The sequence below is a fragment of the Rhizobium sp. NZLR11 genome (assembly GCF_019685115.1).
Lineage (GTDB): Bacteria > Pseudomonadota > Alphaproteobacteria > Rhizobiales > Rhizobiaceae > Rhizobium.
Map to the genome: position 1 here is coordinate 100,679 of NZ_JABDWD010000018.1, position 12,218 is coordinate 112,896.

At 60.9% G+C, this 12,218-nt stretch carries 12 protein-coding genes; 6 read left to right on the plus strand and 6 right to left on the minus strand.

Annotation, left to right across the window (positions count from 1 at the left end; all coding sequences use genetic code 11):
- The first annotated feature begins 168 nt into the window (after positions 1 to 168).
- From HJB83_RS26010 to HJB83_RS26020, 3 genes are all read left to right on the plus strand, one after another.
- Entirely contained in the window at positions 169 to 720 is a 552-nt protein-coding gene (locus HJB83_RS26010; protein ID WP_221117615.1) for a DUF924 family protein, read from the plus strand.
- Between the two features lie 178 nt (positions 721 to 898).
- A complete protein-coding gene (locus tag HJB83_RS26015; protein WP_221132860.1) occupies positions 899 to 3,433 on the plus strand; it encodes a mechanosensitive ion channel family protein in 2,535 nt (844 codons plus the stop codon).
- A 112-nt stretch (positions 3,434 to 3,545) separates the two neighbouring features.
- On the plus strand, positions 3,546 to 3,812 hold the full coding sequence (locus HJB83_RS26020; protein ID WP_017994411.1) for a hypothetical protein: 267 nt from the start codon (positions 3,546 to 3,548) through the stop codon (positions 3,810 to 3,812).
- A 9-nt stretch (positions 3,813 to 3,821) separates the two neighbouring features.
- Here the strand turns inward: HJB83_RS26020 and arsC are convergent, their stop codons facing one another.
- The 3 genes from arsC to HJB83_RS26035 are packed head-to-tail and all read right to left on the minus strand — an operon-like array spanning position 3,822 to position 5,333.
- The gene (gene arsC, locus HJB83_RS26025) at positions 3,822 to 4,244 is read right to left on the minus strand and encodes an arsenate reductase (glutaredoxin) (RefSeq protein ID WP_207580830.1); all 423 of its coding nucleotides are present in this window, start codon (positions 4,242 to 4,244) and stop codon (positions 3,822 to 3,824) included.
- Positions 4,241 to 4,939 (minus strand): MIP/aquaporin family protein, encoded by a 699-nt coding sequence (locus tag HJB83_RS26030; protein WP_221132861.1) that lies wholly within the window; start codon positions 4,937 to 4,939, stop codon positions 4,241 to 4,243. The genes arsC and HJB83_RS26030 overlap by 4 nt, the downstream gene beginning before the upstream one ends.
- A 37-nt stretch (positions 4,940 to 4,976) precedes the next feature.
- Complete coding sequence (locus HJB83_RS26035; protein WP_207580828.1) at positions 4,977 to 5,333, minus strand: helix-turn-helix transcriptional regulator; 357 nt, start codon at positions 5,331 to 5,333, stop codon at positions 4,977 to 4,979.
- A gap of 42 nt (positions 5,334 to 5,375) precedes the next feature.
- Here HJB83_RS26035 and HJB83_RS26040 point away from each other — a divergent pair, with 42 nt between their 5' ends.
- Complete coding sequence (locus HJB83_RS26040) at positions 5,376 to 5,900, plus strand: DUF6428 family protein (protein ID WP_221132862.1); 525 nt, start codon at positions 5,376 to 5,378, stop codon at positions 5,898 to 5,900.
- A 49-nt stretch (positions 5,901 to 5,949) separates the two neighbouring features.
- Here the strand turns inward: HJB83_RS26040 and HJB83_RS26045 are convergent, their stop codons facing one another.
- Positions 5,950 to 6,930, minus strand: a complete 981-nt coding sequence (locus HJB83_RS26045; protein ID WP_221117617.1) for a squalene cyclase — start codon at positions 6,928 to 6,930, stop codon at positions 5,950 to 5,952.
- A gap of 403 nt (positions 6,931 to 7,333) precedes the next feature.
- On the opposite strand from HJB83_RS26045, the gene HJB83_RS26050 reads away from it, so the two are divergent.
- The gene (locus HJB83_RS26050; protein WP_037078243.1) at positions 7,334 to 8,164 is read left to right on the plus strand and encodes a response regulator; all 831 of its coding nucleotides are present in this window, start codon (positions 7,334 to 7,336) and stop codon (positions 8,162 to 8,164) included.
- A gap of 183 nt (positions 8,165 to 8,347) precedes the next feature.
- Complete coding sequence (locus HJB83_RS26055) at positions 8,348 to 9,679, plus strand: diguanylate cyclase (protein WP_207580825.1); 1,332 nt, start codon at positions 8,348 to 8,350, stop codon at positions 9,677 to 9,679.
- Between the two features lie 62 nt (positions 9,680 to 9,741).
- On the opposite strand, the gene HJB83_RS34790 is transcribed toward HJB83_RS26055, so the two are convergent.
- Complete coding sequence (locus HJB83_RS34790) at positions 9,742 to 10,764, minus strand: GlxA family transcriptional regulator (RefSeq protein WP_207580824.1); 1,023 nt, start codon at positions 10,762 to 10,764, stop codon at positions 9,742 to 9,744.
- A gap of 294 nt (positions 10,765 to 11,058) precedes the next feature.
- Positions 11,059 to 11,259, minus strand: coding sequence for a hypothetical protein (locus HJB83_RS26065; protein ID WP_207580823.1), 201 nt, complete (start codon positions 11,257 to 11,259; stop codon positions 11,059 to 11,061).
- Between the last annotated feature and the right edge of the window lie 959 nt (positions 11,260 to 12,218).

The following is a 12,218-nucleotide window of genomic DNA, read 5'->3' on the forward strand; positions in this document are numbered from 1 at the left end:
CTGCGAAATGCTGGTGAGGAACAGAGGGGTTGCCGCTATCCCCCTTCGCCCCGCAGGCGGGGAGAAGGTGCCGGCAGGCGGATGAGGGGCTGCTTGGCACACTGTTCGCCAACTTCTCCAATAACTTACTAAAGCTACATAAGGTGCCTAACGTTAGGGAGAGCGAAGATGACGACGATCCGTACGCCGCGGGAAGTTTACGATTTCTGGTTCGTCCGATGCGGCCGGGAGCTGTGGTTCCGCCCGCCGCCGGAACTCGACGTGGAGATCCGCGAAGGCTTCCGCCATACGCATCTCGCCCTTGCCGCGGGTGTCAGCGACGAATGGCGGGCCGATGCGGAAAGCCGGCTGGCGGCCATTATCGTGCTCGACCAGTTTCCCCGCAACATCTATCGCGGCACCCCGCTGGCCTTCGCGACCGACGGGCTGGCGCTTCGGGAGGCTAAGCTCGCGCTTGCCGCCGGTGGCGATCAGGCGGTCGAGATCGCCTGCCGTACCTTCTTCTATTTGCCGTTCGAACATGCCGAAGACCTTGGCGAGCAGGAACGGTCGGTGGCATTGTTCACCGCTCTCGGCGACGCGGAATATCTGGATTATGCGATCCGCCATCGCGACGGGATCGCCGCCTATGGCCGCTTTCCGCACCGCAATGCCATGTTAGGACGGGAGTCGACGGCCAGGGAACGCGACTATCTTTCGACGCCAGGCGCGGGTTTCTAAGCGCGTCGCGATCTTTCGGATTCACTTGTCGCGCTTTCGTTCTTTGTTCTACGCATGTCGTTATCGCAACCGCTGCGACATGCTTTAACCCTTTCCAGGAGCTTCCGCCTTTCTGTCGCCTTTCTTTGCTATGACAAGCTGGCATTCTATCCCGACGATAATCTTTCCGGAGGCGCTTTTGCGGCTGAGACCGATCCTGCTTCGCACCATTCTTCTGCTGATGCTGGCGGTGGCCGGCGCGCATTTCAAGGGTGCTGCGGCCTTCGCGCAGGAGCCGCAGGCATCGGCAGCCGCGCAGGCGCCGCTTGCCGACACACCGCTCGACCAGGCGACGAAGGAGATCGACAAGGCCAAGGTCCAACTGACGGCACTCCAGGAGGGCGTCAAGCAGAATGCCGAGGATGACGATGCCCTGGTCGGCCTTGCGACCAAGGCCGACGAACTTAGCCGCGCCGTCATCACCATATCGGTCAATCTCAGGCCGCGTTTCGACCAGATCAAGAACCGGCTTAGCGAGATCGGCGATCCGCCGAAGGACGGGCAGCCGCCGGAGGCCGGGATCGTCACCCAGGAGCGTAACGCGCTCGCCGGTGAGCGCGCGCAGATCAACGCGGTGACGGGCGACGCGGAAAACCTGTCGATCACGGTGACGAAGCTCGTCAACGAGATCACCGAGATGCGCCGACGGTTGTTTGCCGATACGCTGCTCAGGCGTACGGAAATTTCGGTCTCGGTGCTCGACGATGCCGTCAGCGCCTTCGTGCATGAGGCCAGCGAGTTCATGCAAGCCCTGTCGAGCTGGGCCACCTTCGTCTGGAAATTCAAGCGTTTTCCACTTTTTGCCGCGATCTTCCTGTCGCTCGCCTCAGCCCTGATCCTGCTCTCCGGCAGCTACCGGCTGTTTGGCTCGTATCTGCGCCGCGACGAAGCTGTCGAAAACCCGTCCTATATCGGTCGGCTGTCGATCGCTTTCTGGTCGACGCTGATCCGGACCCTGGCGCTTTCGGTGCTGCTCGTCACCTCGTTCTTCTTTCTCAACAGTTTCAACGTTCTGCGGCCCGACATCGCACCTGTCATCGGGGCCTTGTTCGGAGCGATCGGGCTCGTTTATTTCGTTGGTCGCTTCGTCAACGCCATCTTCGCGCCGAACGAACCGCGCTGGCGGCTCGTTCATCTTTCCAATCTCGGCGCGCGCTCGATCGGCTATTGCCTGCTGGCGATGGCCGTCGTCAATGCGCTCGATTATCTGTTCGGGACCGTCGGCGAGACGATGGGCTCGCCGCTGGTGCTGACCGTGGTCAGGAGCCTGATTGCCGCGTTGATCATCGGCCTGATCCTGATCTCGGTCTCGTTCGGCAAGCCGATGCTGGCGAAGAATGGCGATCCGGATGCGCCGGGCCGGCATTGGCCGCGCGGCATGGCGATCATCCTGCGCGTCGTCGGCGGGGGCCTCATCCTCACCGCGCTGAGCGGTTATGTGGGGCTGGCGCGCTTCGTCGCCACGCAGCTCATCGTCACCGGCGCGGTCGTCGTCACCATGTATATCGGCCTGCTCTCAGGCAAAGCGATATCCAGGCAGGAAAGCTTTGGCGACACCTTCTTCGCGCGCTTCCTGACGCGCCGCTTCAAGCTGGGGCCGGTGGCAATCGACCAGGCCGGTCTGCTCGTCGGCCTTGCGATCTATGCCGTGGCGCTTCTCGTCGGCATCCCGCTGATCCTGCTGCTCTGGGGTTTCCATGTGCAGGACCTGCAGATCCTTGCCTATAGGCTGTTCACCGAGGTCAGGCTCGGCGGCATCAGCATCTCGCTGCTCGGCATCTGCACCGGCATCCTGCTGTTTGCCGGCGTCTACCTGCTGACGCGCTGGCTGCAGCGCTGGCTCGACGGCAATGTGATGGCGCGAAGCCATGTCGATCTCGGCGTGCGCAATTCGGTCAAAACGGGCATCGGCTATCTGGGCGTCGGCATCGCGGCGATCATCGGCGTTTCCGCCGCCGGCATCGATCTCTCGAGCTTTGCGCTTGTCGCGTCGGCACTTTCGGTCGGCATCGGTTTCGGCCTGCAGAACATCGTTTCCAACTTCGTCTCCGGCCTGATCCTGCTCGTCGAGCGGCCGTTCAAGGTCGGCGATCATGTCGTTTCCGGCACCGCCGAGGGCATCGTCAAACGTATTTCGGTGCGCGCCACCGAGATCGAGACTTTTCGCAAGCAGTCGATCATCGTACCGAATTCGGAGCTGATCAACGGCCTGGTCGGCAACTGGACGCATCGCAACAGGATCGGCCGATCGGAAATTCCGGTTTCCGTCAGCTACAACGCCGATCCGCAGCAGGTGATGGATATCCTGCTCGAGCTGACGGCCAAGATACCGCTCGTCATGCGCAATCCCGAGCCGCATGTCGAATTCCTGCGCTTCGGCCCTTATTCCCTGGATTTCGAGCTGCGCTTCTTCCTCGCCGACATGGGCGACGGCATGACGGTGCGCAACAATCTCAGGATGGAGATCCTCCGGCGCTTCAAGGCCGAGGGCATCGAGATCCCGCTGCCGCAGAGCGATCTCACCATCCATCGCGATGCCGCGCCGGTCCTTGCCAATGCCGTCAAGGAGCAGACGGACGGCCAGGACGATCCAAAGAACAAGCCCATCGAGGACGAGGAGCGGCCGGTGCGGCAGTTGCGCGGGCGGACGGCGGATGGCAGCCTGAAGAGCTGAACGGCTCATTCAGCCATCATTCACAGGTCTATGTGCATGATCTCCACCATCGGGATTGCTGCCGCGGGCAGCACCGATCGTTCGAGGGGAGGGCGCGTCCGCGCCGCCGCACATGATGGCAAGGTTTGCCGCCGTTTTGCTTGTCCCGCTGCTCGCCGCGCCCGCGGCTGAAGCAGCATCCATCACCAACACCGATCCGGCAGCCGTGGTGCTCGTCATCACCGAGAGCGGCCAGCGCGTCGAAGTCGTGGTCGATGCCGGCGCTTCGGAAAACCTCTGCGCTTCCGGCTGCTTCATGACTACGCCCGACGGAGACCGTATCGGGCTCGACGGCGGCGAGACGATCGACATCGTCAAGGGCTCGGCCGTCGTCAAGTAGGTGGGCGGATCAGACGATCCGCTTGCCCCCGGCGTCGAGCACCTTCTCGCCGTCTTCCTTGGCGAGGGCGCCCTTGTGGGTTTCCGGCAGGATTTCCAGAACCAACTCGGAGGGCCGTGACAGGCGCGTGCCGAGCGGTGTCACGACGAACGGCCGGTTGATCAGGATCGGATGCGCGAGCATGGCGTCGAGAAGCTGGTCATCGCTGAGGTCAGGATTATCGAGGCCGAGTTCGGCATAGGGCGTATCCTTCTGGCGAACGGCCTGGCGTACGGTGAGGCCGGAATCGGCGATCATCCGAGACAGTTCCTCCCGCAAGGGCGGAGTCTTGACGTATTCGACGACGGTCGGTTCGATGCCGGCATTGCGGATCATCGCCAGCGTATTGCGCGAGGTGCCGCATGCCGGGTTGTGGTAGATGGTGACGTTCATAGCTTCGCCTCAGAGGATAGGGTTGACGATGTTTCGGCCGGCTGCAGCAGCCAGGTGAAAAGAATGAGCGCAAGGAGCGCGCCGGCGATTTCGGCGAGCCAGAAGCCGGGAAGATCGATCGGGCGGATGCCGGAGAAGGTGTCGGTCAGGGAACGGGCGAGCGCAATGGCCGGATTGGCAAATGAGGTGGAGGCGGTGAACCAGTAGGCGGCGGTGATGTAGAGGCCGACCAGCCATGGCACCGCTTTCTGCTCGAACCGGGTGCCGGCAAGAATGACCGCGACCAGGCCGAAGGTCGCCACACCTTCGGAGAACCATTGCGCGCCGCCGGTGCGGATCTTGCTGGAGAGTGCCACGAGCGGGAGTTCGAACATCAGGTGAGCCGCGATCGTCCCGGCCACGCCGCCGGCAATCTGTGCCAGCACATATCCGGTCAGGTCGCGTTTCGGCAGCGAACGTGACATTGCAAAGACCAGCGAGACGGCGGGATTGAAGTGGGCGCCGGAGATCGGCCCGAGTGTGGTGATCAGCACCACCAGAATGGCGCCGGTCGCGAGCGTATTGCCGAGCAGGGCAAGCCCTGTATCCTGCGTCAGCGACGTCGCCATGATGCCGGAGCCGACGACGGTCGCGACCAGCATGGCGGTGCCGATGGCCTCTGCGACCAGCCGGCGCGGCAGATCGAACGGCGCCATCAATCGGCCGTCACCGGTTTTGCGGTCGTGCCTGTGGTCATTGCAGGTCCTCCTTCATCGCAGGTGCACAACACGCGGCGACGGCAGCAGCCGGCGCACAGATCTCAGGGTTTCCGCCGCAGCAATCTTCCATCAGGAAACGGATCAAGCCGCCAAGCGCCTCGTAATTGGGGGTGTAGATGATTGAGCGGGATTCGCGCTGCTGGGCAATGAGGCCGGCACGTTCCAGCTCCTTCAGATGGAAGGAGACGTTGGACGGCGAGACCTCCGCCTTTTCCGCGATGGCGCCCGCCGCCATGCCGTCCGGACCGGATACAACAAGCATGCGGATGATCTGCAGGCGCGTTTCCTGCGAAAGCGCACTGAAAGCGGCGAGGGCTTGACGTTGATCCATATTTCAATAATCCTTGAATCGTTGAAATGAGGATTAACTGATATGGACACGATCGACAACGGAAAAATCCGAGAGAATGATATCAGTCTCGGCCTCCTGCTGGATATGCTCGCCGACGAAAAGGACGCGCCGCTGGTTTTCTATTATGACGGTCGGGCGGTGAAATCAGGCTATCATGTCACCGAGGTCAAGGCGGGCCAATTCGCGGGCCTCGATTGCGGCGCCAATCCCGAGGCCTGGACCGAAATCTTCATCCAGCTCTGGGACATCGATGAAGGCGACCGAAAGCACATGCCGGCCGGCAAGTTCTGTTCCATCGTCCGCAAGGTGACGGAGCATGTGCAGCTCGACGGTTCTGCCAAGCTCACCTTCGAAGTCAGCGACGGCGTGCGGCCGATGCAGCTCTATCGCGCAGCGAGGCCGGTTCTCAGTGCTGGTGCCGTCCACGTCATGCTTTTACCGCGGCCGGCAAGCTGCAAGCCGCGCGATCGTTGGCTGGAGGAGGAAAGCAAAACGGACGTCGCCTGCTGCGGCCCCAACACGGTACGGAGCCGCTGCTGCGCCTAGAGAGCTTCACACTTCACCATTGTGCTCGGCAAGGCAGCGGCTAGCCGCGTCAAGCGATTGATGCTTGGGTACCCCACCATCTAAGCACCCGCAGCGCCCGGAGCGTCACCCATCGTGAGGGCCTACCTTGTCCGTCGTCGACTTCGAACCACACACGCCCCGGCGGGCTCCGGTCGAGCGGCCAGCGGCCATCTTCAAGGCGTCGGGTACGAAGGTGGTTGATCGCCTCGCTGAGGCGCGGGTCGGGAGCGGTGTCGGTGAGGATAGCGCTGGCGCGGAAATAGTCGAGCGCACGCAGGATGTCGTAGCGCCAGCGGTTCGGGTGCAGGAACTGCAGGAAATTTTTGTCGGCGGGCTCGCCGGTTCCGAGGCGACGGAAGAGGCTGCGCTCGAGCAGGAATTCCTCGCCCGTTCCGCGCGCTTCGCGGGATCGGGGCGTGCCGCCGGTCGATTTCTCGAATTCCAGCAGCCCTTCCAGGACGTTGATGGTGGTAGCGAAAGACGACCGAACCGAGCCACGGGTTCGCTCGCAGTTCCAGCCGCCGTCGGCGAGGCGCTCGCCGGCCAGCCTGTCGACGATCGGTGAGATGTCGATCCCGAAATAGGCGCCGTCGGCCACGGTGCGGCCGTTGATGCATTCTTCGACTTCGCCTTCCCAATAGGGCTGGCCGCCTTCTTCCCAACGGGCATTGGCGCCGATCAATGCGACGGTGTGCCTGGCCTGCGCGCAGGCGGGATCGAGACCGAATTCCCTGAGTTGCGACAGCGAGAAGGTCGTTGCCATCCATGGCTGGCCGTGCTCATGCCACTCGCGAGGGTCGAAACCGGCGGGCAGGAAGGCGCCGCCCGCCCATTGCCCGTCCTCGTCTCGGCAGGCAAGCAGTCTGGCACCCCAGCCCTCCGTCTCCACCCTGGCCCGCTCGGCCATCCACTTCCGATCCGGGGCGTCGAGCAGATCGCGCATCACCTGCCATCGGATCGACGGGTCGGAATCGAGAAGCCATTCGATCACCGGGTCGGATTGGGTCATGGGCGAACCTCTCGGCGGGTCGGGTTTGATGGCCCGTTTATAATCGCTTCGGCCGGGCGCTGCCAGCCAATGGGCGCGCGGGAGTGGGCGTCTCACCTCTGCGACCAGTCATCCGCCGCCGTCCTTCGAGGCCCCCACAGGGCACCTCGGGATGAGGGCTGTTCGGTGTGCCGTATGGCTGGAGAGTTGATCGGCGTGCCGAGCGACTGTGGCGACGGGAGCCCGTTCGATACCGAGAATGCGGCGCTTCGCGACTACTTTCTTAATCATATTTGCAAGAAAACGGAGGCGGCCCCATCGGGCTGCTTCTTCGTTTTATATCCAGCCGTGCTGATTAAGAATTATTCAAATCAATTGATGTACCAATTTGATCCGGGGACAGAATTTACATCAAAGGTTTGCTATGGCGTTTCTAGGTATTTCGGGGATGCAATATTCCGGGGAAATGTTTGCTGGCGCGCGTATTATTGTCGCGGAAGATTCCAACGTATTCACCTCGATGATCAGCAAACGCCTCAAGGAGCTGTTCGACATCGACGTCGAGATCTGCCGCAGCTTCGAGGAGTTGCAGGTTTCCTATGACAAGTCTTCAGATCCGATCACGCTGGCAATCTCGAACATCAACCTGCCCGGCGCCGAAAACGGCGAAGCGCTCGAATATCTGGTCGATCTTTCCATCCCGACCATCGTGTTTACCGGCACCTTCCATGAAAGCATGCGCGACAAGCTGATGGCCAAGGATATCGTCGACTATATCCTCAAGGACAATATCTTCGCCGTCGACCTTCTGGCGGAATCGATCTGCCGGTTCCTGACCAATCATCGTCACCACGTGCTGATCGTCGACGATAGCGCGACGGCCCGCGCGCTGCTGTCGAGCCGGTTGAAGCGGTATAATTTCCGTGTCAGCGTCGCCGAGAACGGCGGCAAGGCGCTGGAGATCCTGAAGGCCAACCGCGATATCGGCCTGATGATCACCGACTACAATATGCCCGACATTGACGGCTTCGAGCTGACGCGGCGTATCCGCTCCAGTATCGGCTCGCACGAGCTGCGCATCATCGGCGTTTCCTCCTCGTCGAACCGGCTGCTTTCGGCGCGTTTCCTGAAGGCCGGCGGCAATGATTTCATGCTGCGTCCCTTCATCGACGAGGAGTTCTACTGCCGCGTCAACCAGAACCTCGATACGCTGCTGCAAATCCAGTCGATGCGCAGGGAGCGGGCGGTTGCCTGAAGGCCCTTCCAGTATCATCGCCATAGGGGCGGAGATGACGGAAACAGGCCGTCGTCGAATTTCTGCAATTACAAGTAACGCCGCGATTTGCCCCCTTCACGCGCGCAGCCCTCTCGGTTATCGTCCGCCCCGCCGGGGAGAGGGCCGAGTCGAGGCCATCGGACGCATGGGGGAGTAGCGGCTGTGGCTTTTCAAGCGGATTTTCAGCGAGATGGCATCGGGCTGCGCTCCGGCGGGCTCAAAATACTTCTGGTTGAAGATTCCCGGATGTTTTCCGCCGTGCTTTGCCATCGGTTCCAGACCGAGCTTGGCCTTGCGGTCAAATCCTGCCCGTCGCTGAAGGCTCTTCGCAAAGAACTTGCCGAGGACGGTCACGGCTACACCATGGCCGTGGTCGACCTCAACCTGCCGGATTCGCCCTATGGCGAAGCGCTCGACTGTACGATCGAGCACGATATCCCGGCGATCGTCTTCACCGCGACATTCGATGTCAATACGCGCAACAGGATCATGGAGCGCAATGTCATCGATTACGTGCTGAAGGACAATGAATTCGCGCTCGACAATCTCGTTGCCACCGTCCGACGGGCGATCTCCAACCGCAAGACGCGGGTGCTCGTCGTCGATGATGTCGTCTCGGTGCGCCAGGTGTTGGTTGACCTCCTGAAGGCGCAGCAATATCTCGTCGTCGAGGCAAATTCGGGGCTCGAGGCGCTGGCCGCACTTGAGGCCTACAGCGATATCGAACTGGTCGTCACCGACCACCACATGCCCGATATGAGCGGCTACGAGTTGACGCGGCGTATCCGCCATCGCTTCGGTTCGGACAGGCTGCGCGTCATCGGCGTTTCCTCCTCCAACGACCGCATGCTTTCGGCGAGTTTCCTCAAAGCCGGCGCCAGCGATTTCGTCTACCGGCCCTTCGTCGCCGAAGAACTGCAATGCCGCATCGCCAACAATGCCGAAACGCTGGCGCAGATGCGGCAACTCAGGGCGGCGGCGGCCTGCGATTACCTGACCGGCCTCTATAACCGCCGCTATTTCTACGACAATGGCCCGAAGCTGGTGAACGAGTGCCTGCGGCTGAAAGTGCCGAGTTCGGTGGCGATTCTCGATATCGACCATTTCAAACGACTGAACGACACCTATGGCCACGAGATCGGCGACAAGGTGCTGAAGGCTGTCGCAAACAGGTTGTTCACGATCTTCGAAGGCAGCGACAATCTTCTCTCGCGGCTTGGCGGGGAAGAATTCGCCATCCTCTTCCCACAGATGGATTCCCTTGCGGCGACCAAGCTCTGCGACGAGATCCGCTCGGATATTTCTCGGTTGAAGGTCACGGCAGACGACGAGGAACTCGGTGTCACGATTTCGATCGGCATCGCCGAGATCGGCGGCTACGAGACCTTCGAGAATTATCTCAACGCCGCCGACCAATTCCTCTACATGGCCAAACACCGGGGCCGCAACCAGGTCTATTCGGACGCCAAGATGACGGAAGAGGCGGCGCAGTAGAGCCATCCTGGGCGAGCCGCCGCCGTTTCATTTCAGGCGGCAGTCTCTGTTTTTTCAAACTCTCAGGCCGCGACCGGCTGCTGGCGCGCGGTCGCCATGGTCATCTTGCGCTCGGCACGCTCCTGTTGCGGTGAGCGATGGTAGAGTTCGCGATAACACTTGGAGAAATGCGAAGCCGAGACGAAGCCGCAGGCGACGGCAACCTCGACCACAGGCATCGAGGATTGCACCAGCAGGTGGCGGGCGCGGTCGAGGCGGATTTCCAGATAGTAGCGGGCCGGAGAGCGGCCCATCTCCTGGCGGAACAGCCGCTCGATCTGGCGGCGTGAGAGGCCGGCGCCATCGGCGATCTCGATCAGCGATAGCGGCTCGGCCAGATTGCCTTCCATCAGTTCGATGATCGACAGCACCTTGGCGTTCTGCACGCCGAGACGGGCGCGCAGCGGCAGGCGCTGGCGGTCATGCGGATTGCGCACGCGATCGGTCAGGTGCTGCTCGCAGATGCGGTTGACGAGGCTCTCGCCGAAATCCTCACCGACGAGGTTGAGCATCATGTCGAGCGAGGCGGTGCCGCCGGCGCAGGTATAGAGATTGCCGTCGATCTCGTAGAGATCGGCATAGACCTCGGCCTGCGGGAAGGCTTCCGAAAAGCCCGGCAGATTTTCCCAGTGGATGGCACAGCGCTTGCCGTTCAGCAGGCCGGCCTGGGCCAGCACATGCGCGCCCGTACAGAGGCTGCCGACGGCAACGCCGCGATTATAGCATTCGCGCAGCCATGCATTGACCGACTTGTTGTTGAACTGCTCGACATCGATGCCGGAACAGACGAGCACCATGCCCGGCCGGTTTTCGCCGCCGAGATGGCGGCGCTCCTCGGCCAGCGAGGAATTCGCCTCGACGCCGATGCCGCAGGAGGAATAGACCTTCTCCCCGTCGAGGGAGGCGAGCCGCCAGGTATAGGCCTGATAGCCGAGCATGCGATTGGCGATGCGTAAGGTGTCCACGGCCGCCGAAAAGGGCAGCATGGTGAATTGCGGTACCATAAAGAAGACCAGCGAACGCTTCTTGATCTGCATCCTGTTCATCGCGAAATCCATGCTCGAGGGGCGATGACACATTCGTTGCGCGGATTGCGTCGCGCCGATGTCCTGAAAGCGACACTGGCATGGAAAAATGCGGCCGGGAAGAGCAAATATGCGACATCGCCTGAGATCTAGCCGGTCAAACCCCCGGAAGGGGCGTGGGAAGGGCAACGAACAGGCTGATAGGCATCTGAAATTCAAGATCGAAAACGGCCTGGGAATGGACGGTCAGCCCATGAGAAAGGCGGCGTTGCAGTAGGCAGACGCCGCCTCATCTTGGGAGAAATGTCGCATTCATTACACGGTCCGGTGTTTGTTGTCGTCCGTGCTCGGCCAGCCGATGTCCTTGCGGATGTCGAAGGGCATGGCTTCGATTTCGCGAGCCGTCTGCCAGCGCGTCCAAGCGAGCACAAGCCTGCGGGCATAATGTGCCAGATCGAAGCGGCCTTCGCCGGAGGTGAGGGTCTTGCCAGCACCCCGATAGATGAGCGTGGTCATGTCCAGATCCTTTCTTGGGTCAGGGGCATGGTCTCGATGGGAGGTTTCGTCCATGTCCGTAATCACAATATGGGCTCCCGGAACTCATCATTCAAACGAATAGAGTTTATGGATAACATCAGAGATATTGAACGATCGCCGTGCGCCCGCCGATCGGAAGAGCTGACCGCTGCTATAGCGTCAGTTCACATTTATTCATTTCATCAAAAAAACAATTCAAATGGCACTTTTGGATGGCGTAAGTATTTCCAGTTATTGCTCTTTCTCCACGGGACAAATCTCCATTGTTGCGTAATTGTCACCAATTAAACCTGTTGGAACCCTTGCTGAATTGCATCCCGAGGACAATCAATCCCGGACCGGTCGGGTGTGAATCGTTTTTCTACTGAGGCATCAACGAATTGGTGCTCGAAAGGCAAAATTCCGGACTTCATGTCGGCACCGACGAACTGGTACTCCGTAGCCAAACAAAATTGCGATGTTTGAAGCGCTTGTTTAAGGCGTATCTTGAAATATCATCGTCCTGGAGCATCCCGACGCTCTCGCTGTTCCAACCGAGCAATCGCACGAAAATTAATTGCGATTTTCTGTAAAGGAAAGGGATTTCCGGGTTCGCCGGCACCCTGGGTCGGGTACTTGGTGGCGCACTTGCTCAGCACAAAGTCCAACTTGGGCGTCGCGGGGGCAAGAGTCGGCCTCGAACCGACGCTCGGGTATGCGGTCTCCCTCCCGGAGGTTCCCCTAGGTCGACACGTGGGCCGAGGTAAGCGTCAGTTGTCGGTTCAGTTAAAACAGAACGCTTGTTCGACCTCGGCCAATTTTCCGACGTCGCTGAACATGTCCTACCCGCGAGAGTTTGCACCGGTGTTGTGCTTGAGCACGCACCCGGCCCACCACCGCCTGAGGTGCCGCGACTTCGATCCCGCTCTTTTCACCGACGCGCTGGATCAAGTCCGGGT